Origin of the sequence: Kitasatospora sp. NPDC058048 (assembly GCF_042885555.1) — a bacterium.
GTDB classification, from domain to species: Bacteria; Actinomycetota; Actinomycetes; order Streptomycetales; family Streptomycetaceae; genus Kitasatospora; species Kitasatospora lactacystinica.
Genome location: NZ_JBHVRT010000001.1, coordinates 448003 through 474508 on the forward strand (window position 1 = coordinate 448003; position 26506 = coordinate 474508).

The window sequence follows — 26506 nt, forward strand, 5'->3', positions numbered from 1 at the left end:
GCTGGTCGGTTGTCATTGCCGATGCTGCGTGCGGGCTGATGCCGTGTGCGGTCGGGCAGCCCGGGAAAGGTCAGCTCGAAGGCGTTTCGGGGCGGGCCTCCGGCGACGCGCCCACCGTACTTTGCCGTCTCCGGTGGGGTCCATAGCTGTGATCGACTTGTCAGCGCCGGCACCCCCTCGACCGGGAGGCCGCTGCGCGAACGCGTGGTGTCGACCCCGCACGCTTCGCAATGAGCGTGCGGGATCGACGAGTTGGCGCTGAATCAGCCGGCGAAACGCCAGATGTGGTCGTCGTAACCGTCGTAGACGCCGCCGTGCCACGAGCTGTCGTAGCAGGGGTAGACGGTCAGGGGCAGGTCGTTGGCGCGGTCGCTTCCGTCGCCGGCCCAGCCGGCGACGTCCAGGCAGAGGCCGTTCCGGTAGTTGACGATCTCGTAGCCCCCGTTGCCGACCACGTCGACGAGGTACCACTCCTGGTTGTCGTTCGCGGGGTCGGAGTTGCAGGTGTAGACGGACACCTGGGCCCCGGCCGGGGCGGCGCCGTAGTCGGGCAGGTCGAGGCAGTAGCCGCTCTTGGCGTTGGCGAACCGGTACAGGGGCCGCCCGTCGACGGTGCGGGTCTGCTCCAGGTTCCACATCTGGTTGTCGTACACGCCGTAGCTGCAGTTGTACTGGCTGACCCGGGTGTCGAGCGGGTTCCAGCCGTAGCCCGGCAGGTCGGCGCACTTCCCCGTGGTGACGTTCTCGAGCGCAACGGTTTGCAGGTACGTGGCCGCGTGCGCGTTGGACGCGAAGGAGAGCGGGAGCAGCGCCGCGACACCGGCGGCGGCAAGAAAGCGGGCGGCTTTGGGCATCGGCATGAGGATTCCCCCATCGTGGGCGGTTTGGGCGGGAATTCCGTGCGTGTATCGCCTGGCTCCGACGGAGCTGCGATCGGGCACGAGGATAGGGGGGTCGAATGCGGCGCGAACCGTCGAGGATTCGATTACGGCCGAAAATGATTGCGCGACCGAAAGGCGCCGGTGATCCGGGTCGACAGAGGCGAGCGACCCAGGCAGATCCTGACGGGGAATCAGGAGACGTCGTAGCCGGCGGCATCCGCCCCTGACGTCGGTCCGGCGCCGGTCCGCGGACACGGGATACTTCCGATGATCATCGAACTGGTGGTCACCGGTGGGGCGAGGAGGGGGAGGCATGGCAGGGTTCGTCGAAGTGGATGTGGTCGAGGCACTGGCGCGCGGTGGGGCCGAGGCGCAGGACCGGATCCTGGAGGAGCGGTCGGCGGAGGTGGCCGACGAGATGGCCAACGGGTTCGCCCGCCGGCATCCGGAGTTCGCGGCGAGGTCCGGATTCGCCCGCTGGCAGCTGGTGGCGCTCGCGGCCGGGACGGTCTGCGTCCTGGTGGCGGTGGTGGTCGCGCCCATGGTCGCGCTCCTGCTGCTGACGACACTGGCGACGGCCTACAGCCTGCTGCACGCGGTGGTCGCGGTGGCCGGGCTGCTGAGCGGCGGACGCCGCGGGACCCCGGAGGAACCGCCGCTCGCGGACGCGGACCTCCCGTTCTACACCGTGGTGGTGCCTGCCTACCGGGAGGCCGGGGTGATCGGCGCCCTGGTCCGGCACCTGGCCGCGCTGGACTACCCGCCGGACCGGCTGGAAGTGCTCGTCCTGGTGGAACGGCACGACCCCGACACGATCCGGGCGGTGCTCGCCGCCGATCCGCCCGCCTTCGTCCGGATCGTGCGCCTGCCGCCCGGTCCTCCGCAGACGAAGCCCCGGGCCGTGAACCTGGGGCTGATGCTGGCCCGCGGCGAGCTTCTGGTGATCTTCGATGCCGAGGACCGGCCGGACCCCCTCCAACTGCGCCGCGTCGCCGCCCGGTTCGCCTCGGCCGACGACCGGCTGGCCTGCGTCCAGGCACAACTGCTCTTCCACAACGCCGAGGTGAACTGGCTGACCCGGCAGTTCGCCATGGAGTACGCCCTGCGCTTCCGGTTCTCGATGCCCGGGCTGGTGCGGCTCGGCATGCCGATCCCCCTCGGCGGCACCAGCAACCACTTCCGCACCGACACCCTCCGCACGCTCGGCGGCTGGGACGCCTGGAACGTCACCGAGGACGCCGACCTCGGCATGCGCTGCGCGGCGCTCGGCTACCGCACCGAGATGATCGAGACGGTGACCTGGGAGGAGGCCCTCGACGTGCCGGGGCCGTTCGTCCGCCAGCGCACCCGGTGGTTCAAGGGCTTCCTGATGACGGCGGTCGTGCACACCCGCCGCCCACTCCGGACCCTGCGCCGGTTCCGCGCCTCGGGGCTGCTCGTGCTGCTCGGCGTGGTCGCGAGCGCCCCGGTGACCGCCCTGGTCCTGCCGGTGACGGCCGCCCTCACCGTGCTCGCCGTGTCGGGCCTGTTCCGGTCGTCGTTCGGTGCCGGGCTGCTGGCACCGGTGCTGGCCGCCCAGGGGGTGTCGATCGTCGCGCGGGTCGGCATCACCTTCGCGGCCGCCCGGCGGGCCGGCCTGAGCGGGTGGCCCGCGGTGTTCGCCCCGCTCTACTCGGTGCTGTGGTCGATCGCGGCCTGGCGGGCGGTCCACCAGCTGGCGTTCTCCCCGTTCAGCTGGGAGAAGACCCCGCACGTCGGCCAGGGGCACGCCGACGGCGGGCCGACCGGTGTCGCCGGCGAACCGGCCGACGGCGTCTCGTCGACGGCCTGACGGGTTCCGGGAACGCCCCGCTCGCCCGGTCGGCGCATTCGCCCCGCCGACCGGGCCCGCCGACCGGGCCGGCCGGGGCCGCCGTCGACGCGCCCACCCCGCACGGGTGCCCGCGTCCGGCCGTGCCGGTCCGCCTCCGGAGGGCACCGGCACCGTAGGGTCCGCTCCGAGGAGACGGGGCCGACCGGTCGCCCGGACCGGGGCGCCACGACGGCGCCGGGCCACGGCAGAGACGGGACGAAGGGAACCTCACGTGCGACAGCGCAGTCTGCGGGACCTCCGGGTGTCGGCCATCGGCCTCGGCTGCATGGGGATGTCCGCCTTCTACGGCACGGCCGACCAGGACGAGGCCACCGCGACCATCCGGCACGCCCTCGACCTCGGCATCACCTTCCTCGACACGGCACAGGTCTACGGACCGCTCACCAACGAGTCCCTGGTCGGCGAGGCCGTCCGGGGACACCGCGACGAGTACGTGATCGCCACGAAGTTCAACTACCGGATGGACGGCGCCGTACCGGGTGACATGTCGACCGTGGGCCGCCAGGACGGCTCCGCCGAGCACGTCCGCGCATCCGTCAACGGTTCACTCGCGCGGCTCGGCACCGACCGCATCGACCTGTACTACCAGCACCGGGTCGACCCGAACGTGCCCATCGAGGAGACCGTCGGCGCCCTCGGCGAACTGGTCGCCGAGGGCAAGGTCCGCCACATCGGGCTGAGCGAGGCGAGCGCGGAGACCATCCGGCGCGCCCACGCCGTCCACCCGGTCACCGCCGTGCAGAGCGAGTACTCGCTCTGGACGCGGGACGTGGAGGCCGAGGTGCTCCCCGCCTGCCGGGAACTCGGCATCGGTTTCGTGCCGTACTCCCCGCTCGGCCGCGGCTTCCTCGCGGGCCGTTTCAGCTCCCCGGACGAGCTGGATCAGGACGACTTCCGCCGCACCAACCCGCGCTTCACCAGGGCCAATCTGGCGGCCAACCTCAAACTCGCGGAGAAGGTGAAGGAGATCGCCGCGGAGAAGGACGTCACCCCGGCCCAGCTGGCGATCGCCTGGGTCCTGGCCCGCGGCGAGGACCTCGTGCCGATCCCCGGCACCAAGCGCCGCGCCTACCTGGACCAGAACGCGGGCGCCGTCGACGTCGAGCTCACCGCGGACGACCTGGCCCGCATCGACGCCGAGCTGCCCGAAGTGGCGGGCGAACGCTACGACGAGGACGGCATGCGGGCGGTGAACCGCTGACCGACCGGTCCGACGACACGGCGTTGAGGAAGCGGCGCCCGACCGGTCCCGTCGGGACGCGCGGCCGTGACGGAACGGTTACCGTACGGGTGCGAATCATGACGGCGGCGACTAGGCTTGACATCAAGCCCAGTGGGTTCCCGGGATCATCTGCCCCCATCGTCTCCACTGCATTTTGCGTGCGCGCGACACGTCTTCACTGATTCCTAAAGCTCCCCAAGCAAGTAAAGCTCCCCAAGCAAGAGATTGTGACAGACGGGAGAGCCTCATGCTTATCGTTGTCATGACGTGCATGGCGGTTGCCCTGATAGGCCTCATGGTCCGCCTTTCGCGACCTGCCTATGCCGATCTGAAGTGCGGTGACGCACCCATGTACTTCGACGGCGGACTCGTCGTCACGTGGTCGGGGCCCGCCCCCAAAGAGGCACGGGTGAGGGTGGCGAACGGCGACATCTTCGAGCGGGTCGAGCAGGCCACCGGGCCGGGGATTCCGTCGGAATACCCCGAGAAGTACTTGAAGAACCTTCGCACGTCCGAGGTGTTCAACGCCTGCACCGCGTGGACTCCCGACGAGCTGGTGCGCTGGCAGGGACGCCATGGAATCGAGATGGAGCCCGAAGCCCTGAGCGTCTACGACAGCTACCTCAAGAACGGCAATACCATCTTCATGGCGCTGGTGGACCATCCGAGCGTCAGCGATCCGGGATCGTTCGTGGCCTGCAGCCTGGTGCTCCAGCGCGCCGTGATCGTCTACAACGGCGGGCGTCAGGACCTGTTCCTCCGCTCATATTTCCACAGCGCGCGGGAAGATTCGTCAGAGTTTGTCAACTTCGCACCTGGCGGCAGTGTTCACTACTCATTCAAAACCGATACCGCCTGGTTCCCCCTGGAGCTGACCCGTTTCATCTCCGAGCCGGCCTCGTACGTCGAGCTGGATATCGTCACCTCCGAGGGATTCGACGAGGGCCTTCTCCCGGCCCCGTTCTCGGCGCGAGAAAACGGCTATGTACTTCTGGGGGACATCAAGTACCAGGCGAGGCGGGCCTCCGCTGTCCTCAGCATCGGAGATCAACATCACGCCATCCCCGACTTCAAGCTGAAACTTGGCCGTTGAAATTCCACGCCTGCCCCGCCGAGGAATCGCGGGGCAGGCCTTCCGACGGCCGGCTGGGGGAACGACCAGTGCACCCTGCCGAGATCATATATCTGACCGGATTGGCGCTGGCAGTCATTGCCGTGACTTCGCTGACCTATTTCGTTCGGATAGCAACGGAGTCCATGGCACCGACATTACTTGTCGACGACCGTCTCCTGGTCGTCCGGAGGCCGGTACTGACACGGCACTGTCCGGCTCGCGGCCAGGTTGTCGTCTTCACCTCCGGTACCGACGGGCGCAGGATGGTCAAGCGAGTCGCCGCCACAGGTGGGGACAGCGTTCTTGTCGGCGGCAGCGCCCGGGCAGACGGCTCGATCGACAACGGGACGCGGATCGACGTACCCCTGGGCGGAATTTTCGTACTGGGAGACAACCGAAGGGTTTCACGGGACTCACGAGAATACGGGTGCATCAGTTCGCGGCAGGTAACAGGCCGGGCCGTTCTCGTCGTATGGCCGCCACGTCGATTGCGGGTAGTCCGATGACAGCCGAAGTTCGCCGTACGAGACCGTACGAGACCGTACGAAAAGGTACGCGGGAACGGACTCCACCGGGCGGGGTGCGGGTGCACACGGCCCGGTGGAGTCCGGCCGCTACCGCGTCAGCAGCTTCTCCAGGATGTCCGCCCCCTTGGACGCGCCGCCCGCCCCGCGCACGATCCGGCTCAGGGCCGCCGCCCGGGGGCGGCAGGACCGGACGTCCTGGACGGCGTCGCGCAGGCCCTGCACGGTCGGCTCGGCGAGCGTCCTGCCGACCCGCAGCTCCTCCGCCCGCCGGGCGATCGCCCGCTGTTCCGGGATCTGCGGCACCGCCACGAAGGGCACCCCGTGGTGGAGGGACTCCATCGCCGAGTTCATCCCGGCGTGGCTCAGGAACACCTCGGTGTGTCGCAGCACCGCCACCTGCGGCACGTGCGCGTGCACTTCGACGTTCGCCGGGATCGGGCCCAGCGACTCCTGGTCCAGCCCGCCCACCGCCATGACGACCTGCCAGTCGGTGTCCCCGAACGCCTCGACGCAGGTCCGGTAGAACTCGGGCCGGTCGTTGAAGACGGTTCCCAGCGATATCAGCAGCACCGGGGCCTGCGACCGGGGGCTCCACTCCTGAGCGGTCTGCCGGCTGCTCAGCGACGGCCCGACGAAGTGGAAGCGCTCGTCGAAGGTGTCCCCCGACATCTGGAACTCGCGGGGGATGAACACCAGGCTCGTCGGGGGCACGTGGCCGAACATCAGGTTCGGGTCCTCGAGGAAGGTGTGGCCCTGCGCGAACTTCCCCATGTCCTGGATCGCAGCCACCAGCCGGGGGTCGGTGTGGTCGAAGTCGGCCGGCAGGTACACCTGCGCCGCCGAGAAGGACTCGTTCTCCGCGAAGGTCGGCACCAGGGAGATCTCCCGCACCCCGAGCAGGTTCGCCAGCATCCTCCCGGTGAAGGTCACCGAGTCGTAGCAGACCGCGTCCGGCGGGTCGGCCGAGAAGTGCCCGGCCAGGACGGGGAAGGAGGCACGCGCGTCGTCGAGGTAGTACTCCAGCGTCACGGCGAGCTGTTCCGCCGTGAACTCGCCCCGCGCCGCCAGGTCGGGCGGCAGCTGCGAGGGCAGGGTCACCGGCGACGCCCCGGCGGCGACGGCGGCGTCCATGGTGGCCGGTCCCGTGGCGTAGCTGACCCGGTGACCGCGCCGGACCAGCTCTTCGACCAGCGGCAGGGTCGGGTTCACATGCCCGGACGCGGGCGCGCTCACGAAGGCGAAGTGGGCCATCAGCTCTCCTCCAGGATGACCGGCAGAGTCTTGTGCCCGTTGGTGAAGAAGGAACCCAGCGGCTCGAGTTCGGACGACGGGACGGCCAGCCGCAGCCGGGGGAAGCGGGAGAACAGCGCGGACAGCGCCGTCGTCGCCTCCAGCTTCGCCAGGGGGCTGCCGAGGCAGTAGTGCACGCCGTGCCCGAAGGTGAGGTGGTCGGCCCGCGACGGCCGGGTGACGGAGAAGTCCTCCGCGTCGGCCCCGTGCTGCGCCGGGTCGCGGCCGGCCGCGCCGTAGGACAGCAGGATCGCCTCGCCCTTGCGGATCCGCACACCGTCCACGGTGATGTCCTCCACGGCGTACCGCAGCGGCAGGTTCGGCACCGGCGCCTGCCAGCGCAGGGTTTCGTCCACCACGTCCTCCCACGTGCTGGTCCCGGATCGGACCAGGGCGAGCTGGGACGGGCGCGTGGCCAGCGCGTGGACGGCGTGGTCGAGCAGGTTGACCGTCGTCTCGAAGCCGGCGGAGATGGTCAGCAGCAGGGTGTCCAGCAGTTCCCGCTCGGACAGCCGTGTGCCGTCCGCCTCCTGCGCGGCGATCAGGTCGGTGGTCATGTCGTCGCCGGGGTCGCGCCGTTTGGCGGCCACGAGTTCCTTGAGCAGCATGTACAGCTCGCCGGAGGCGGCCTGCACGCCCGCCGGGTCCGCGTCGAGGCTGAACACCGCGTCCACCAGCCGCCGCAGGTCCGCGCCCGTCTGCGTGCTCACCCCGAACAGTTCGGTGATGACCTGGATCGGCAGCGGGAACGCGAACCGTGCGCGCAGGTCGACCGGCTGCCCCGGCGGCACCGCGGCCAGGTCGGCGATCAGGCCGGCCGTGATCTCCTCGACGCGCGGGCGCATCGCTTCGATGCGGCGCGGGGTGAACGCCTTGGCCACCAGGCTGCGCAGCCTGGTGTGGTCGGCCCCGTAGGCGGTGAACATGTTCTGCATCGCGACCCACATGATCAGCGGCCAGTCCGGCGGGATGTCGCCGTCGCGCCACATGGGCCAGTGCCTGTTCGCGTCCTTGGAGACCCTCGGGTCGAGCAGCAGCTTCTTCGCCAGGTCGTGCCCGGTGACGGCCCAGGCCGACACGCCACCGGGCAGTTCGACGGGCGTGGCCGGGCCGCGCTCGCGCAGGGCGGCGGCCTCGCCGAAGATGTCGCCGCCGGAGGGGTCGATGACGTACGCGTCGGCGGGCGGGGCCTGCGCGCGCACCGGCTCGGTGAAGGTGGTGGTCGTACGGGGCGTGGGCGGCTCGGTGACCTCCAGCAGGGTCGCGGTGAACCGCGAGCCCATGCCGAGGCCGATCGACATGATGGTGTCGCCGGGCTCGAGGGTCTCGTCGTGCAGCAGGTGGTCGATGCCGAGCAGTTGGTCGCACGGCCCGACGTGGCCGAGCTCGCGCAGCATCGGCCAGGTGGTGCGGCCCAGGTCGATGCCGAGCGGTTCCAGCACGACGACCTCCAGTTGGGCCAGGCCCAGACCGGTGACGACGAACCTGGTGATGTCGGAGACGCGGACGCCGGCCTCCTTGGCGGCCTGCTCGACCGCGGTGACCAGTGCCCCGCTCATCAGCGTCAGATACGGGGCCAGGCCGGTGACCTCGATCGGCGTACGGTTGCGGTGGCCCTCGGGGTCCGGGATCGTCGGCGTGGCGAGGACCTCCATCTGGGTCGCGGAACTGTTGGCGGTCGCGACCAGCCGCGCCCGGCCACCCTCGCGGTTGAGCACGGCCGCGACCGCACCGTCGGCCAGGAAAATCCCGATGGTGGGCTGCCAGCGTTCCCACCGCGGCGGCAGGAACCGGGCGGTGGCCGTGACCAGGGTCGCGGTCGCGGCCGGGTCGGCCACCAGGTGCGCGGCGGCGGACTGCAGCGCGGCCGAGCCGCCGTTGCTGGTCGCCTCGACCTCGTAGACGAGGGCGTGGCCGAGGCCGAGGACACGCTGCAGGTGGCAGGAGGACGCCATGTGGTCCTGGTGGTCCATCTGGGCGTAGGCGGCCATGGAGATGTCGGCGCCGCTGAGGCCGGACTCGCGCAGGGCTCCGATCGCCGCGTGCACGGCCATCGCGTGCTCGGTGACGTCGTCGGAGCGGGTGAACGACACGAAGTCCGACAGCGCGAGCAGCCGCCGCATGGTCTCGGTGTCCGGCACGGCCTGCGTCGCGGGCGTGCGGGGCGGCAGATATCGCCCCGTTCCGCCGATGTAGACGTTGTCCCAGATCATGCGTGGTCCTTTCCCCTGAGTACGGACAACCCGGCTCCGTATCCGCTGAAGTCGAGGAGCCAGGTGCTGATGGCCAGCGCCGTGGCCGCGGAGTGCTCCTCCAGTACGGTGAAGTGGTCGCCCGGGACGGTGAGTACTTCCTGAACGGTGGTGGACAGCCGGGGCCACGAGCGCTTCCCGGTGCCCACCAGCAGCACCGGCGCGGTGACGGGCTCCGGGGCGCCGGCCAGATCGAGGTAGCGGCCCATGGCCACCAGCCGGTCGTCGTCGACCGGCTGGACCTGGTGGCCGGCGTCGAGCATGCCGGTGAGCACACCCGGCAGGTCGTCGGGGTAGCCGTCGATGAGCACCACGGCGCTGGGCCGGGCCCCCCGCCGTTCCAGTTCCCCGGCGGTCGCCAGCGCCAGCCACGCGCCCACCGAACGGCCGACCAGCACCGGCGCGGCGACGGCCGACGCGGCCTCGGCGAGTGCCTGGACCAGGATGTCGGCGTCCGCGGGCAGCGGGTCGCCGGCGAAGCCCGGCAGGGTGACCGCCGTGACGTCGCGGGCGGCCTCCAGCGCCGCGGCGAACCGCCCGTACTCCTCGATGCCGCCGGACGCCAGCGCGGACGGCAGGCAGACCAGCGACGGCTGGAGGAAGCCGGTCGCGAGGCCGACCGCCTCGGCCTTGGGCGCGTCGGTGGCCGGGCTCAGCCGGGACGCCGTGGCCAGCAGGTCGAGGCCGTCCTGCGCGCGGCCGACGTCGACGGCCTTGCGCAGCAGGCGCTCCATCGGCCCGGCGACCCGGTTCTCCGGCGAGCACAGCTGCCCGTAGAGGTGGTTGACGAGCTGTTCGGGCGTCGGGAAGTCGAAGACGAGGGTCGCCGGGAGCCGGAGCCCGGTGGCCGCGTTGAGCCGGTTGCGCAGTTCGATGGCGGTCAGCGAGTCGACGCCGTGGTCGCGGAACAGCTGGCGCGGGTCGTCGATCCCGCCGGGGGCCATCCCGAGGATGCTCGCGCTGTGCGTGACGACCAGGTCGAGCAGCAGGGCGCGCTGCTCCGGCTCGGGCAGGGCTTCGAGCCCGGCCCGCAGGTCGCCGGGGCCGGCCGCCGGGGCCGGCGCGCGCCGCGGCCGGGCGAGTCCGCGCAGCAGCGCGGGCGGGGTGTCGATCGCCGCGAGGTCGAGGCGGACCGGCACCAGCACCGGGCGTTCGCCGGCCAGGGCGGTGTCTAACAGGTCGAGGGCCTGCTCGGTGGCCAGCGGCAGCATCCCCGTCCTCGCCAGCCGGCGGTGGCCGGCCCCGGTCAGGGTCCCGGTGATGCCACTGGACTCGGCCCATTGGCCCCAGGCCAGGGAGGTGGCCGGCAGACCGCGCGCGTGCCGGTGCTCGGCGAGCGCGTCGAGGAACGCGTTCGCGGCGGCGTAGTTGGCCTGCCCGGGGGCGCCGAACACGCCGGACGCCGAGGAGAACAGCACGAACGCCCGCAGGTCCAGGTGTTCGGTGGCCTCGTGCAGGTGCCACCCGGCATCGGCCTTCGAGCGCAGCACCGTGTCGATCTGCTCCGGTGTCATCGATCCCACCACGGCGTCGTCGACGACCCCGGCGGCGTGCACGACGGCCCGCAGGTCGGGGATCGAGGCGACGAGATCCCTCAGTGCCCCGCGGTCACCGGCGTCGCAGGCGACCACGGTGAGGGCGGCGCCCAGCTCCTGCCGGAGCCCGGGCGGCTCGACGCCGCGGCGGCCGGCGAGCACCACGTGCGCGGCGCCGTGCCGCGCGACCAGGTGCCGGGCGACCAGGACGCCGAGGGTGCCGGTGCCGCCGGTGATCAGCACGGTGCCGCCCAGGGGCGCGCCGTCCAGGGGCCCGGCCGGCCCGGTCGGGGCGGCCGGGGCGGCCCTCACCAGCCTCGGCACGAGGGCGGTTCCGTCGCGCAACCGGATCTCGGGCTCGCCGTCGCTCACGGCGGCGCGCACCGCGGCGGGGAGCGCCCGTCGTGAGGCGGCCGTGCCGTCGTGCCGGACGGTCAGGATCCGCCCGGGGTTCTCGCTGTGCGCGCTGCGCAGGAAGCCGCGGGCAGCGGCCGAGGCCAGGTCGTCGCCGGTGAGGACCACGAGCCGGGCCGGCGTGTCGGTGGCCAGGAACTCCCGGACCCTGCCGAGCAGTTCCCGGGTCACCGCGTGGGCGGCCGCGACCGGTTCGCCCTCGCCGACGACCTCGTGGAGGACCGTCCCGGTGTCCGGACCGTCCGGTGCCGCCATCGGGGTCCAGTCGACGGCGAACAGCGTGTTCGGCCGGCGCCCGGCCCCGTGACCCGCCGCTTCGACGGGCCGCAGGACGATCTCGTCGATGCTCACGACCGGCGTCCCGGCGGTGTCGGTGATCCGCACCGCGCAGGTGTCCGGCCCGGTCGGGTGCAGCACCACGCGGACCGTCGCGGCCGACCCGGTGACCGACACACCGGAGAACGAGAAGGGCAGCCGCGCCGGGCTGCCGCCGGCGCCGCCGTCCTCGGCCGCGAGGCCGGCGAGCAGGGTCAGCGGCTGGATGGCGGCGTCCAGGAGCGCGGGGTGGACGCGGTAACCGGTGAGCTGCGCGGGGTCCGCCGGGAAGCTCACCTCGGCGTGCAGGTCCTCGCCGTGCCGCCGGATGCCGGTGAGCCCCTGGAAGGTCGGCCCGTAGTCGTAACCGGCGTCGGCGAGCCGGTCGTAGAACGAGCCGATGTCGATCGGCACGGCCTCGCCCTCGTCCGCCCCGGGCACGGCCGTCCGGTCGGCCCGTGCCGCCCGGTCCGCCGGCGGACCGAGCACGCCGGTCGCGTGGCGGGTCCACTCGTCGGGCTCGGCGGAGGTGCGGGAGTGGACGGTGACGGGCCGGCGTCCGGCGTCGTCGGGCGCGCCGACGGTGACCTGCACGTGCACCCCGTCGCGCTCGGAGAGCACGAGCGGCGCCTCCAGGACCAGCTCGGACAGTACGGGGCTGGCCGTGTGCTCGCCGGCGTGGACGGCCATGTCCACGAACGCCATCGCGGGCAGCAGCGTCGAACCGAGCACGGTGTGCTCGGCCAGCCACGGGTGGACGGACGCGGAGAGCTTCCCGGTCAGCACCACGCCCTGCCCGTCGGGGAGCTTCACCAGGGACCGCAGCAGCGGGTGGTCGGGCGTGTCGAGGCCCTCCGACGGGGTGGTGGGGTGGAGCCAGTAGTGCTGGTGCTGGAAAGCGTACGAAGGCACCCGCACGTCCGAGGTCCCCGCCGTCGTGGTCGCTGTCGTGGTCGTGGTCGCCGGAGGCGTCCAGCGCACCGCGCCGTCCGCCCACAACCGCCCCAGCCCCGCGAACAACCGCTCCGCAGAATCACCACCACGCCGCATCAACCCGGTCCCCACCAGCAACGGATGCGGACCCACCTCCACGAACCCCGTGACCCCCTGGCCCGACAGCCACTCCATCGCCTCGGCGAACCGCACCGGCTCCCGCACCTGCCGCACCCAGTACCCCGGCTCCCCCATGCCCACCGGACGCCCCGCCACCGTCGAGACCACCGGAATCACCGGCTCACCGAACGACAGACCCGCGACCACCTCACCGAGTTCCTCCAGCACCGGATCCATCCGCGCCGAATGGAACGCATGACTCACCTCCAGCCGCCGCACCCGACGCCCACGACCCCGCCACACCCCAGCGACCGCCTCGACCGCCGCCTCGTCCCCGGACACCACGACCGCGTCCGGCGCGTTGACCGCCGCCACCTCGGCACCCGGCACCAGCGACCCCGCCACCTCCTCCGCCGACGCCTGGAGCGACACCATCGCCCCACCCCCGGGCAACCCCTGCATCAACCGGCCCCGCGCACCCACCAGCACACACGCGTCCTCCAGCCCCAGGATCCCCGCCACATGGGCCGCCGCGACCTCACCGACGGAATGCCCGACCACGAAGTCCGGCCGCACACCCAGCCACTCCACCAACCGGAACAGCGCCACCTCCAGCGCGAACACCCCGGCCTGCGTGAACTCCGTCTCCCCCAGCACCCCTTCCCCGTCCTCGAACAGCACCTCCACCGACAGCCCCAGCAGGTCGCAGACCTCGTCCAAGGCCCCCGCGAACACCGGGAACTCCCGGTACAACTCCCGCCCCATCCCCGCCCACTGACCACCCTGACCGGAGAACACGAACGCCGACCGGCCGGAGTCGCGGGCCTCACCGGTCACCAGACCGGGATGCGCCTCCCCGCGCACCAGGGCCGCCAGTGCCTCCCGTCCGGTCACCACGGCCCGGTGGGCGAACCGGGTCCGCGCGGCGAGCGCGGCGGCGATCCCGTCCGCGTCGGGGGCCTTGGCCGCGTACGCCTGCAGCCTGCGGGCCTGGGCCCGGAGCGACTGCTCGGACTTGGCCGACAGCAGCCACGGCACCGGCCCGACGGCCGCAGGGGCGGGCGCGGAAGCGGGATCGTGGTCAGCCGACTCCGGGGCCGGGGCCTCCAGGATCACGTGCGCGTTCGTCCCGCTGATCCCGAACGCCGAGATGCCCGCACGACGAGGACGGCCCGCCTCCGGCCACGGCCGGGCCTCGGTCAGCAGGGAGACCTGACCCGCCGACCAGTCGACATGGGAACTCGGCTCGTCGACGTGCAGCGTCGGCGGCAGCTCACCGTGCCGCATCGCCATGATCATCTTGATCAGGCCCGCCACACCGGCGGCGGCCTGGGTGTGGCCGATGTTGGACTTCACCGACCCCAGCCACAACGGCTCGTCCCGGTCCCGGCCGTAGGTTGCCAGCAGCGCCTGGGCCTCGATGGGGTCGCCGAGGGTGGTGCCGGTGCCGTGGGCCTCCACCGCGTCCACCTCGGACGGCTCCAGCCCGGCATTGGCGAGGGCCTGACGAATCACCCGCTCCTGCGACGGACCGTTCGGCGCGGTCAACCCGTTCGACGCACCGTCCTGGTTCACTGCGCTCCCCGCGACGACCGCCAACACCTGGTGACCGTTGCGCCGGGCGTCCGACAGCCGCTCCAGCAGCACGACACCCGCGCCCTCACCCCAGGCCGTACCATCGGCCGCCTCGGCGAACGCCTTCACCCGGCCGTCGGCCGCGAGCCCCCGCTGCCGCGAGAAGTCGATGAAGGCGGCGGGGGTCGCCATGATCGTGACACCGCCGGCCAGGGCCAGCGAGCACTCGCCCGAGCGCAGCGCCTGCGCCGCCAGATGGATCGCCACCAGCGAGGACGAGCAGGCCGTGTCCACCGACACCGCGGGACCCTCCAGCCCCAGCAGGTACGACACCCGTCCGGAGGTCACACTCGTCGCCGTGCCGGTGGCCACGTAGCCGTCCGCGTCGCGCGAGATCTGGTCCACTCCGCCCGCGTAGCCGGACGCCCAGATGCCGGTGAACACGCCTGTCTGGCTGCCCCGCAACGACGTCGGATCGATCCCCGCGTCCTCGAACGTCTCCCACACCGTCTCCAGCAGCACCCGCTGCTGCGGATCCATCGCCAGCGCCTCGCGCGGCGAGATCCCGAAGAACGCGGCATCGAAGCCACCCGCGTCCCCGAGGAAGCCACCCGACCTGGTGTACGACGTCCCCGGAGCACCGGCCGGATCGTAGAGACGACCCACGTCCCAGCCACGGTCCGACGGGAACTCACCCACCGCGTCCACGCCACCCGACACCAGGCCCCACAAGTCCTGGGCCGACCCGACCCCACCCGGGTACCGGGCCCCCAGCCCGACCACGACCACCGGATCACCCGATACGGGGATGCCTACCGGCACGGGCGCGACCGTCCCGCGCTCCTGGCCGAGGACCACCTCCCGCAGGTATTCGGCCAGCCGGGCCGGGGTCGGGTGGTCGAAGACCATCGTCGCCGACAACCGGGTCCCGACCGCCGCGGACAGCCGGTTGCGCAGTTCCACCGCGGTGAGCGAATCGAAGCCCAGGTCCTTGAAGGCCCGCTCGACACCGATCTCGTCGCTGCGGCCCAGCACGGCCGAGGCGTGGGTCCTGACCAGGTCGAGCAGGATCTCGCGTTGCCGGGACTCGGCGAGCGATCCCAGCTCGCCCGCCAGTCCGGTGGTCCGCACCGGTCTGCGGGCGTGTGCCAGCGCGCGCAGCACCGGCCGGTCGCCCAGTGCGGACACCTTGAGCCGGGCCGCGACCACCACCGGTTCCGCGGTGTCCAGGCCCCCGTCGAACAGCCCGAGTCCGTAGTCGGTCGCCATCGGCAGCAGGCCCGCGCGGGCGAGGCGTTCACCGTCGGCCTCGGACATCCGCCCGGTCAGCCCGCTGGCCTCGGCCCAGTAGCCCCAGGCCAGCGACACCCCCGGCAGGCCCTGGGCGCGCCGGTACGCGGCCAGGCCGTCGAGGTAGGCGTTCGCAGCGGCGTAGTTGGCCTGCCCGGGGCTGCCGAGCGTCCCGGCCGCCGAGGAGAAGAGGACGAACGCCGTCAGGTCCCGTCCCCGGGTGAGTTCGTGCAGGTTCCAGGCCGCCCGTGCCTTGGGCTCCCAGACCGCGGCGAGGCGCTCGGGGGTCAGGGACTCGACCACGGCGTCGTCCAGCACACCGGCGGCGTGCACGACCGCGGTCAGCGGGTGCGCGGCCGGGATCGCGTCCAGCACGGCCGCCAGCGCGTCCCGGTCGGCGACGTCGCAGGCCGCCACGGTCACCTCCGCGCCCAGCCCGGCCAGCTCCTCGCGCAACGCCGCCCCGCCACCACTACGGCTGACCAGCACCACGTGCCGCACACCACGCTCGGCCACCAGATGCCGGGCCACACGGCCCCCCAGCGTCCCCGTACCACCGGTGATCAGCACCGTACCCGCCGCATCGAAATCCGCGGGAACAGTGAGGACGATCTTCCCGATGTGAGCGGCCCGGCTCATGAACCGGAAGGCGTCCCGCGCGCGGCGGACGTCCCAGGTGGTGAGTGGTGGCAGACGCAGCTCGCCCGCGCCGAGCAGCCGGACGGCCTCGGCCAGGATCTCCCCCAGCCGTTCCGGTCCCGCGTCGGCCAGGTCGAAGGCCAGCACGCCGGGCCGGATGTCGGCCTTGCCCATCTCCACGAACCGCCCGCCGGGCGCGAGCAGCCCCAGGGAGGCGTCCAGGAACTCACCGGACAGCGAGTTCAGCACCACGTCGAAGGGTCCGAACCGGTCGGCGAACTCCAGGGTCCGGGACGACGCGATGTGGTCGTCGTCCAGCCCCAGGGCGCGCAGCGCGTCCCACTTGCCCGGGCCGGCGGTCGCGTGGACGTCCGCGCCCCAGAGCCGCGCGAGCTGGACCGCCGCCATCCCGACGCCGCCGGCCCCGGCGTGGATCAGCACCCGGTCACCGGCCTTCAGCCCGCCCAGGTCGCGCAGGCCGTACCACGCGGTCATGAACGCGATCGGCACAGTGGCGGCCTGGGTGAACGTCCACTCGTCGGGGATGCGCACCAGCACCCTGTGGTCGGCGACGGCGACCCGGCCGAACGCGCCGGGCAGCAGCCCGGCGACCCGGTCACCCGGCCGCAGCCCGGTGACCTCGGCGCCGACCTCGGTGACGACACCCGCGCCCTCGCTGCCGAGCAGCGCCTCGCCCGGGTAGACGCCGAGGGCGATCAGCACGTCCCGGAGGTTCAGGCCGGCCGCCCGCACGGCGACGCGGACCTCCCGGGGCCCGGGCGGGGCCTGCTCGTACGGCAGGAAGGCGAGGTCGTCCAGGCTGCCCGTGCCCGTCTGCGTCAGTCGTCCGTCGAACTCCGACGGCGCGGAGCGCACGAGCCGGGGCACGTAGACGGCCCCGCCGCGCACCGCCACCTGGTCCTCGTCGCCGACCGACAGGCCGTCGGGCAGTTCGTCGGCGTCCACGAGCAGGAACCGGCCGGGGTGCTCGGACTGCGCGGCCCGGACCAGGCCCCAGACGGCCGAGGCTTCCGGGTCGCTCACCCCGTCACCGGGAACGACGGCGACCGCGCCCCGCGTGCGCACCACGAGCCGTTCGCCGGGCCCGGCCAGGAAGTCCTGGATGGCCGTCAGCGCCTCGGCGACCGAGCCGGGCGAGACGACGGCGTCGCCGAGCGCGCCCTCGCCGGGGGTCAGCGGAATCCAGTCGAGGGCGTACAGCGGGCCGCGTTCGGCCATCGGACGGGTGGTCAGCGCCTCGATGGTCGCCACGGGCTCGCCGGACCGGTCCGCCAGGTGGACGGCGTACGTGCCGGGGCGCACCATCGTCAGCCGCACGCGCGCGGAGGTCACGCCGGTGCGGTGGACCGCGATCCCGCCCAGCGAGAACGGCAGCCGCACCTCGCCTTCCGTGCCGGACAGCAGCGCCAGCGGTTGCAGGGCGGCGTCCAGCAGGGCCGGATGGACGGAGAACCGGGCCGCCTCCGGCACGGTGACCTCGGCGAACACCTCCTCGCCGCGGCGCCACACCGCCTGCACGGCCTGGAAGGCCGGCCCGTACTCGTAGCCCGCCGCGGCGAGCGTGTCGTAGAGCCCGGTGACCGGTTCCGCGCCGGCCGGCGGCCACTGCGTCAGCTCCTGCCCGGCCACGGGCTGCCCGACCACAAGCTGCCCGCTCACCGTGCCGGTGGCGTGCCGCACCCAACCGTCCGTACGGGACCGGACGTCCACCGTGCGGCGGCCGGTCCCGTCCGGCTCGCCCACGACGACCTGCACGTCCACCGCGCCGTCCGCGGGCAACGTCAGCGGCGCCTCCAGGACCAGTTCCTCCACTGCCGTCCCGGCCGCGTGCACCACCAGTTCCACGAACGCCGTCGCGGGCAGCAGCACCGTCCCCAGTACTGAGTGATCCGCGAGCCAGGGGTGGGTGGCCAGGGAGAGCCGACCCGTCAGGACCCGCTGCTCGCCGACCTCGACAGCGGCGCCGAGCAGCGGGTGGTCCACCGGGTCGAGCCCGGCCGCGGACACGTCTCCCGCGCCTCCGGCGAGCCAGAACCGCGTCCGCTGGAAGGGGTAGGTGGGCAGCGCCACCGGCTCCCCTCCGGGGAACGGCCACCGCACCGGCACACCCGCGACGAACAGCCGCGCCGCGGCGGCCAGGAACTCGGCCGGGGTGCCGTGGTCGCGGCGCAGTGTCCCGGTCACCACACCCGCCTCGTGCTCCTCCAGCGCGGGCGTGAGCACCGGGTGCGGGCTGATCTCGACGAAGACGGGGTCGCTGCCCGAGGCGAGCAGCAGCCGGGTGGTCCGGTCGAACAGCACGGGTGCGCGGAGGTTGCGGTACCAGTAATCGGCGTCGAGGGCGGAGGTGTCGATCTCCTCGCCGGTGACCGTGGAGTAGAACGGGATCGCCGCCGGGCGTGGTGTGATGCCGGCCAGTTCGGTGAGCAGTTGCTCGCGGATCGCCTCGACCTGGGCCGAGTGCGCGGCGTAGTTGACGGGCAGGCGCCGGGCGCGGATGCCGTCGGCCTCGCAGGCCGTCAGCAGTTCGTCCAGCGCGTCCAGGTCGCCCGAGACGACGACCGAACCGGGGGCGTTGACCACCGCGACGGTGATCCGGTCGTCCCAGCGGGCCACGAACTCGACGGCCCGCTCGTACCCGAGGCCGACCGACACCATCCCGCCGTGTCCGGCCAGGGCGACCAGGGCCTTGCTGCGCAGGGCGACCACCTTGGCGGCGTCCTCCAACGACAACGCCCCCGCCACGTACGCGGCGGCGATCTCGCCCTGCGAGTGCCCGACGACGGCATCGGGCTCGACCCCGTGTGCACGCCACAGCGCGGCCAGGGCCACCATCACCGCGAACAGCGCGGGCTGCACGACGTCGACCCGCTCCAGCGAACCACCGCCGGTCAGCACCTCCACCAACGACCAGTCCGTGTACGGCGTCAACGCCGCCCCACACGCATCGATCGCCTCCCGGAACACCGGCTCCGAGCGGTACAACTCCCCACCCATGCCGACCCACTGCGCCCCCTGACCCGGGAACACGAACACCGAACGACCCAGCGGACGGGCGACCCCGGTCACCAGACCCGGCGCCATACCCCCCTCGGCCAGGGCCTCCCGTGCTTCCGCACCGCTCAGCACCGCGCGGTGCTCGAACCCGGCGCGGGCGGCCAGAGCGCCCCCGACCGCCGCCGCACTCACCTCGGGATGCGCAGCGATGAACGCGCCCAGCCGGCGCGCCTGCTCCCGCAGCGCCGCTTCCGACTTCCCCGACAGCACCCAGGGCACGACCCCGCCCGTGGACTCCGCCGGAACCCCGGCCGGCTCCTCGGCAGCCGCCTCGATGACGACGTGCGCGTTGGTGCCGCTGATGCCGAACGCCGAGATGCCCGCGCGAGGCAGGTGGCCACGGTCGGGCCAGGGCCGGGCCTCGGTGAGCAGCCGGATGTTGCCGGACTCCCAGTCGACGTGCGAGGTCGGCTCGTCGACGTGCAGCGTCGGCGGCAGTTGCCCGTGCCGCATCGCCATGACCATCTTGATCACGCCCGCCACACCGGCGGCGGCCTGGGTGTGGCCGATGTTGGACTTCACCGAGCCCAGCCACAGCGGCTCCACCCGGTCCTGACCGTAGGTCGCCAGCAGCGCCTGCGCCTCGATGGGGTCACCGAGCGTGGTGCCGGTGCCGTGCGCCTCCACCGCGTCCACGTCCGCCGTCGACAGCCCCGCGTTCGCCAGGGCCTGCCTGATCACCCGCTCCTGCGACGGACCGTTCGGTGCCCCGAGGCCGTTGGAGGTGCCGTCCTGGTTGACCGCCGAACCCCGAACCACCGCCAGCACCCGGTGCCCATTGCGGCGGGCGTCGGACAGGCGTTCCAACAGCAGCAGGCCCGCGCCCTCGGCCCAGGCCGTCCCGTCGGCCGCCTCGGCGAACGCCTTCACCCGGCCGTCGGGAGCCAGGCCGCGCTGGCGGGAGAACTCCGTGAACCCCAGCGGGGTCGCCATCACGGTCACTCCGCCGGCCAGGGCCAGTGAGCACTCCCCCGAGCGCAGTGCCTGCGCGGCCAGGTGCAGGGCCACCAACGAGGACGAGCAGGCGGTGTCCAGCGAGACCGCCGCGCCCTCCAGCCCCAGCAGGTAGGCGATTCGGCCGGAGGTCACGCTGGTCGCGGCGCCCGTGCCGAGGTAGCCCTCGGCGTCGGCGGGCGCCTGGTCGCCGTAGCCGGAGGACCAGATGCCGGTGAACACGCCCGTCCGGCTGCCCCGCAACGACGTCGGATCGATCCCCGCATGCTCGAACGTCTCCCACGCGGTCTCCAGCAGCACCCGCTGCTGCGGATCCATCGCCAACGCCTCACGCGGCGAGATCCCGAAGAAATCCGCGTCGAACCCCGCCGCATCCGCCAGGAACCCACCCGACCGCGTGTACGACGTCCCGGGATGATCCGCGTCCGGATGGAACAACCCCTCGACATCCCACCCACGATCCGACGGGAACGCCCCGATCGCATCCACCCCGCCCGACACCAGACTCCAGAGCTCCTCCGGCGACTCCACCCCACCCGGATACCGGGCCCCCATGCCCACGATCACCACCGGATCGTCCGACACCGACACCGCGGGCACCACCGGTGCCGCCGACGCCACACCCCCGTCGAGGATCTGGCTCAGCAGGTGCTCCGCGAGCTGCCGCGGGGTGGGATGGTCGAAGATGACGGTGGCGGTCAGGCGCAGGCCGGTGGCGGTGTTGAGCCGGTTGCGCAGTTCGACGGCGGTCAGGGAGTCGAAGCCGAGGTCCTTGAAGGGCTGCCGGTCCCATGCGGCCCCCGGTTCGCTGTGCCCGAGCACGGCGGCGGTGTCGGCGGTGACCAGGTCGAGTGCGGCCCGCAGCCGTTCGGCCTCCGGCAGCGCCCGCAGGCGGTCGGCGATCGCGCCGTGCCGCACCGGGCGTCGGGCCGCCTTGCGGGAGACGAGGCCCTTGAGGGCCGCCGGGGCCGCCGGGGCGCCCGCCAGCACGGACAGGTCGAGGCGTGCCGGCACCAGCGCGGCCCGGTCCGTGGCCAGGGCCGCGTCGAACAGCGACAGGGCGTGGTCGGTGGCCAGCGGTACGACCCCGGCTCGCGTCAGCCGGTCCTGGTCGGCCTCGGTCAGGTTCCCGGTCATGCCGCTGGCTTCGGCCCAGAAGCCCCAGGCCAGCGAGGTCGCCGGAAGTCCGAGGGCGCGCCGGTGCACGGCGAGGGCATCGAGGAAGGTGTTGGCCGCGGCGTAGTTGGCCTGGCCGGGGCTGCCGAGCGTGCCGGCGGCCGAGGAGAAGAGGACGAAGGCGGTGAGGTCCAGTCCCCGGGTGAGTTCGTGCAGGTTCCACGCCGCCCGGGCCTTGGGCTCCCAGACGGCGGCGAGACGCTCGGGCGTGAGGGATTCGACGACGCCGTCGTCGAGCACACCGGCCGCGTGGACGACGGCCGTCAGCGGACGCTCGGCCGGGATCGAGTCCAGCAGGGCCGCCAGCGCGTCCCGGTCCGCCACGTCACAGGCCGCCACGGTCACCTCCGCGCCCAGCCCCTCCAACTCCTCACGCAGTGCCGCTCCGCCACCGCTGCGGCTGACCAGCACCAGATGCCGCACACCCCGCTCGACCACCAGATGCCGGGCCACATGACCGCCCAGCGTCCCCGTACCACCCGTGATCAACACCGTGCCCCCGGGATCGACCGGCTGGGGAACCGAGAGAACGATCTTCCCCACATGAGCGGCCCGACTCATGAACCGGAACACGTCGACCGCGTCCCGGACCCCGCGCACGTCCAACAGCAGGGGTGCGAACCCGCCGTCAGCGAAGGCCCGTACGACGGCGTCCAGGATCTCGCCGAGCCGTTCCGGCCCCGCGTCCGCGATGTCGAACGCCCGGTAGACGATGCCGGGGTGGTCGGCCGCGTCGCGGATGTCGGTCTTGCCCATCTCCACGAACCGGCCACCGGGCCCGAGCAGCCGCAGGGAGGCATCGACGAACTCGCCGGACAGCGAGTCCAGGACCACGTCCATGGGCGGGAACTTCCGCTCGAACTCCAGGGTGCGCGACGAGGCGATGTGGTCCTCGTCCAGTCCCAGGGCGCGCAGGGTGTGCCATTTGGCCGGGCCGGCGGTGGCGAACACCTCCGCCCCGAGCCGCCGGGCCAGTTGGATCGCCGCCATGCCGACGCCGCCGGTGCCGGCGTGGATCAGCACCCGGTCGCCGGCCTTCAACCCGCCCAGGTCGCGCAGGCCGTACCACGCGGTCAGGAACACCACCGGCACCGACGCGGCCCTGGCGAACGACCAGTCGTCGGGCATCCGGACCAGCAGCCGCTGGTCGGCGACGGTGACCGGGCCGAAGGCGCCGGGGACCAGGCCCATGACACGGTCGCCGGGCCGGAACCGGGTGTCCGGGCCGGTTTCGAGGACGACGCCCGCGCCTTCGCCGCCCATCAGGGCCTCGCCGGGGTAGACGCCGAGGGCGATCAGCACGTCCCGGAAGTTGAGTCCGGCCGCCCGCACGGCGATCCGGACCTGCCCGGGCCCCAGCGGCTCCATGAGCTCCGGGCGGGGCACCAGCGCCAGGTCGTCGATGCTGCCGGTGCCCGTGTCCTCCAGCCGCCAGGTCCCGTCCGGCGGGGTGAGGCTCGCGCCGACGCGGACCAGGCGGGGGACGCGCAGCGCCCCTTGGCGTACCGCCAGTTCCGGCTCGTCCGTGCCGGCGATCAGCGCCGGGTCCCAGGTCGGGTCGGCGTCGACCAGGACGAACCGGTCGGGGTGCTCGGCCCGCGCGCCGCGGACCAGGCCCCAGACCATCGAGTGGTGGAGGCCGACCACGTCACCGGGCGCGGCGGCGACGGCGTTGCGGGTGACGACGGCCAGCCGCGCCCGCTCGCCCGCCAAGTGGTCCCGGATCACGGCGAGTACGCTCCGCGCGCTCTCGTACGCCGCCTCGACGGTGTCCGCCTCGGGCTCCGGCCCGGGCACCTCGTGGACGACCAGGTCCGTGGGGTCGCCGCCCGTCGATGCCGGTTCGAAGGGGACCCAGTCGAGTGCGTACAGGCTGTCCGGGACGGCGGTGGCGTCCCGGACGGTCAGCGACCTGATGACCGCGACCGGGGTGCCGTCCGGATCGGCCACGGCCACGGTGTACGTGTCCGGCCCGGTGGCGGACAGGCGTACGCGCAGCGTCCGGCTGCCCGCGGGCCGTATCGCCACTCCGGTGAACGCGAACGGCAGGCCGGTGCGGTCGGTGAGGAACGCCATGGGATGCAGTGCGGCGTCGAGCAGCGCGGGGTGCAGGGCGAACGGTTCCTCGGCGGGAAGCTCCACCTCGGCGTGGACGGTGTCGCCGACCCGCCAGGCCGCCGTGACGCCCTGGAACGCCGGCCCGTACTCGTAGCCGAGCACGGACAGCGAGTCGTAGAGCCCGTCGACGTCGAGGGGCTCACCGGCCGGCGGCCAGTCCCAGGCGCTCAGCACCGGCTCCTCGCCCAGCGTCCCGGTGGCGTGCCGCACCCACTCGTCGCCGTCACGCGAGTACACCGTGAGCGGGTTGCGGCCGTCCTCCTCGGGGCCCACGACGACCTGGAGGTGCACCGGGGTGTCGTCGAGGACGAGCGGCGTTTCGAGCACCAGTTCCTCGACCGCGTGGCCGAGCCGGCCGGCCGCGTAGGCCGCCATTTCCGCGAACGCGGTGCCGGGCAGGAGGACGGAGCCCCGCACGGCGTGGTCGGCCAGCCACGGGTGGGTGGCGAGCGAGATCCGTCCGCTGAGCACCGCGCCGTCGGGCAGTTCCACGAACGTGCTGAGCAGGGGGTGGTCGCCCGACGCCGTCGGGACGGGCCGCAGCCAGTACGGCCGGCGCTGGAAGGCGTACGTCGGCAGGCTGACGGGCTCGGTGTCGTCCGGGAACCGCCAGTCGACCGGGACACCATGGACGTGCAGGCGGCCGAGCGAGGTGAGGAGGTCGTCCTGGTCGCGCCGGAGCGTGCCGGTGACGAGGAGGTCGGAGCCGTGGTGGTGACCGGTCTCCTCGACGGCGGAGACCAGGACCGGGTGCGGGCTGACCTCGACGAAGACGGTGTGGCCGTGGTCGAGCAGCGCACGGGTGGTCCGGTCGAACAGCACGGGTGCGCGGAGGTTGCGGTACCAGTAATCGGCGTCGAGGGCGGAGGTGTCGATCTCCTCGCCGGTGACCGTGGAGTAGAACGGGATCGTCGCCGGGCGCGGTCTGATGCCGGCGAGGTCGGTGAGCAGTTGCTCGCGGATCGCCTCGACCTGCGCCGAGTGGGCGGCGTAGTCGACGGGCAGGCGCCGGGCGCGGAGGCCGTCGGCCTCGCAGGCCGCCAGCAGCTCCTCCAGCGCGTCCAGATCACCCGAAACCACCACGCTGTCGGCCGAGTTGACCACCGCGACGGTCAGCCGGCCGTCCCAGCGGGCCACGAACCCGGCGGCCCGCTCATGCCCGAGGCCGACCGACACCATCCCGCCCTGATCCGCCAGAGCCACCAAGGCCCTGCTGCGCAGGGCGACCGCCTTGGCGGCGTCCTCCAACGACAACGCCCCCGCCACGTACGCCGCCGCGATCTCCCCCTGCGAATGCCCGACGACGGCATCGGGTTCCACACCATGGGCACGCCACAGTGCCGCCAGGGACACCATCACCGCGAACAAAGCGGGCTGCACGACGTCCACCCGGTCGAGCGGAGCGCCGTCCAGGACATCGGCCAGGGACCAGTCGGTGTACGGGGCCAGGGCCTGGGCGCACTCGTCCATGGCCGCCCGGAAGACGGGGTACGCGGCGTACAACTCCCCGCCCATACCCACCCACTGGGCACCCTGCCCCGGAAACACGAACACCGACCGACCCACCGGATGGACGGTCCCAGTGACCAGACCCGGCACCGACCGGCCCTCCGCCAGTGCCTCCAACGCCTCCGCACCGCTCAGCACCGCACGGTGATCGAAACGCGACCGCCCCGCCAACGCCCGACCCACCGCAACCGCGCCAACTCCCGGATGCCCGGCCAGGAACGCCCCCAGCCGGCGCGCCTGCTCCCGCAAAGCCACATCCGACTTCCCCGACAACACCCACGGCACCACCCCGCCCGCGGACCCCGTCGGAACCCCGACCGGCACCTCGGCAGCCGCCTCGATCACCACATGCGCGTTGGTGCCGCTGATGCCGAACGCCGACACGGCGGCACGGCGCGGACGCCCTGTCTCCGGCCACGGCCGGGCCTCGGTCAGCAGTGAGACCTGGCCCGCCGACCAGTCGACGTGCGAGGTCGGCGCGTCCACGTGGAGGGTCCGCGGCAGTTGCCCGTGCCGCATCGCCATCACCATCTTGATCACACCCGCCACACCGGCCGCCGCCTGGGTGTGCCCGATGTTCGACTTCACCGACCCCAGCCACAACGGCTCGTCCCGCCCCTGACCGTAGGTCGCCAGGAGTGCCTGCGCCTCGATGGGATCGCCCAGGGTGGTCCCGGTGCCGTGGGCCTCCGCCGCGTCCACGTCCGCCGTCGACAGCCCGGCATTCGCCAACGCCTGCCGGATGACGCGTTCCTGCGACGGACCGTTCGGCGCCGCGAGCCCGTTCGACGCGCCGTCCTGGTTCACCGCCGAGCCCCGGACGACCGCCAGCACCCGGTGGCCGTTACGGCGGGCGTCGGACAGGCGCTCCAGCAGCACCAGGCCCGCGCCCTCGCCCCAGGCCGTACCATCGGCCGCCTCGGCGAACGCCTTCACCCGACCGTCGACCGCAAGCCCCCGCTGCCGCGAGAACTCGACGAACCCCGCCGGCGTCGCCATCACCGTCACACCACCGGCCAACGCCAGTGAGCATTCCCCCGCCCGCAGCGCCTGCGCCGCCAGATGGATCGCCACCAGCGACGACGAGCACGCCGTGTCCACCGACACCGCCGGACCCTCCAGCCCCAGCAGGTACGACACCCGCCCGGACGTGGCGCTGGTGGCTGTTCCGGTGGCGAGAAAACCTTCGAGGTCCGGCGGCGGCTGGTTGCCGTAGCCGGAGGACCACAGGCCGGTGAACACCGCTGTCCGGCTGCCGCCGAGTGCGGTCGGGTCGATGCCGGCGTACTCGAAGGTCTCCCAGGCGGTCTCCAGCAGCACCCGCTGCTGCGGGTCCATCGCCAGTGCCTCGCGCGGCGAGATCCCGAAGAACCCGGCGTCGAAGCCGGCGCCGTCGGCGAGGAAGCCGCCCGATCGGCTGTAGGTCGTGCCCGGCCGGTCCGGGTCGGGGTCGTAGACGACGTCCCATCCACGGTCCGGCGGGAATTCGGTGATCGCGTCGGCACCGTCCGAGACGAGCCGCCACAGGTCGTCCGGGGACTCCACTCCGCCCGGGTAGCGGCAGCCCATGCCGATGATCGCGATCGGCTCGCGCGCGGCCTCCTCCATGTCGGCGAGGCGCCTACTGAGCACTCCCAGGTCGGCCGTGGCGCGCTTGAGGTACGTGCGGAGCTTCTCTTCGTCGGACATCG

General features: G+C 72.8%; 8 protein-coding genes. 4 read left to right on the forward strand and 4 right to left on the reverse strand.

Annotated elements, in window-relative coordinates:
* Positions 1–263 precede the first annotated feature (263 nt).
* Positions 264–854: an RICIN domain-containing protein gene (locus ACFVVA_RS01645; protein ID WP_387684620.1), complete on the reverse strand. Its 591-nt coding sequence runs from the start codon at positions 852–854 to the stop codon at positions 264–266.
* Between the two features lie 340 nt (positions 855–1194).
* Between ACFVVA_RS01645 and ACFVVA_RS01650 the strand changes: the two genes are divergently transcribed.
* The 4 genes from ACFVVA_RS01650 to lepB all read left to right on the forward strand — a co-directional run bounded on the left by ACFVVA_RS01650 (position 1195) and on the right by lepB (position 5596).
* Entirely contained in the window at positions 1195–2712 is a 1518-nt protein-coding gene (locus ACFVVA_RS01650) for a glycosyltransferase family 2 protein (RefSeq protein WP_387684622.1), read from the forward strand.
* Positions 2713–2965: 253 nt separating this feature from the next.
* Positions 2966–3955, forward strand: coding sequence for an aldo/keto reductase (locus tag ACFVVA_RS01655; protein ID WP_387684624.1), 990 nt, complete (start codon positions 2966–2968; stop codon positions 3953–3955).
* 292 nt (positions 3956–4247) lie between these two features.
* Positions 4248–5069 carry a hypothetical protein gene (locus ACFVVA_RS01660; RefSeq protein ID WP_387684626.1) on the forward strand — a complete coding sequence of 274 codons (822 nt, stop codon included), beginning with the start codon at positions 4248–4250 and terminating at the stop codon, positions 5067–5069.
* A gap of 68 nt (positions 5070–5137) precedes the next feature.
* A complete protein-coding gene (gene lepB / locus ACFVVA_RS01665; RefSeq protein WP_387684628.1) occupies positions 5138–5596 on the forward strand; it encodes a signal peptidase I in 459 nt (152 codons plus the stop codon).
* Between the two features lie 108 nt (positions 5597–5704).
* Here the strand turns inward: lepB and ACFVVA_RS01670 are convergent, their stop codons facing one another.
* From ACFVVA_RS01670 to ACFVVA_RS01680, 3 genes are read right to left on the reverse strand one after another with little or no spacing between them, the layout of a single operon-like run.
* Positions 5705–6868, reverse strand: coding sequence for a macrolide family glycosyltransferase (locus tag ACFVVA_RS01670; RefSeq protein ID WP_387684630.1), 1164 nt, complete (start codon positions 6866–6868; stop codon positions 5705–5707).
* Positions 6868–9120 (reverse strand): cytochrome P450, encoded by a 2253-nt coding sequence (locus ACFVVA_RS01675; protein ID WP_387684632.1) that lies wholly within the window; start codon positions 9118–9120, stop codon positions 6868–6870. Before ACFVVA_RS01675 ends, ACFVVA_RS01670 begins: the two co-directional genes overlap by 1 nt.
* Positions 9117–26504 (reverse strand): SDR family NAD(P)-dependent oxidoreductase, encoded by a 17388-nt coding sequence (locus tag ACFVVA_RS01680; protein WP_387684634.1) that lies wholly within the window; start codon positions 26502–26504, stop codon positions 9117–9119. The genes ACFVVA_RS01675 and ACFVVA_RS01680 overlap by 4 nt, the downstream gene beginning before the upstream one ends.
* Positions 26505–26506 lie beyond the last annotated feature (2 nt).

What these genes read in the sequence shown, in the direction of transcription:
- ACFVVA_RS01670 (WP_387684630.1), bottom strand. Translation starts at nt 6,868, where the DNA reads ATGGCCCACTTCGCCTTCGTGAGCGCGCCCGCGTCCGGGCATGTGAAC.
- ACFVVA_RS01650 (WP_387684622.1), top strand. Translation starts at nt 1,195, where the DNA reads ATGGCAGGGTTCGTCGAAGTGGATGTGGTCGAGGCACTGGCGCGCGGT.
- ACFVVA_RS01680 (WP_387684634.1), bottom strand. Translation starts at nt 26,504, where the DNA reads ATGTCCGACGAAGAGAAGCTCCGCACGTACCTCAAGCGCGCCACGGCC.
- ACFVVA_RS01645 (WP_387684620.1), bottom strand. Translation starts at nt 854, where the DNA reads ATGCCCAAAGCCGCCCGCTTTCTTGCCGCCGCCGGTGTCGCGGCGCTG.
- ACFVVA_RS01675 (WP_387684632.1), bottom strand. Translation starts at nt 9,120, where the DNA reads ATGATCTGGGACAACGTCTACATCGGCGGAACGGGGCGATATCTGCCG.
- ACFVVA_RS01660 (WP_387684626.1), top strand. Translation starts at nt 4,248, where the DNA reads ATGGCGGTTGCCCTGATAGGCCTCATGGTCCGCCTTTCGCGACCTGCC.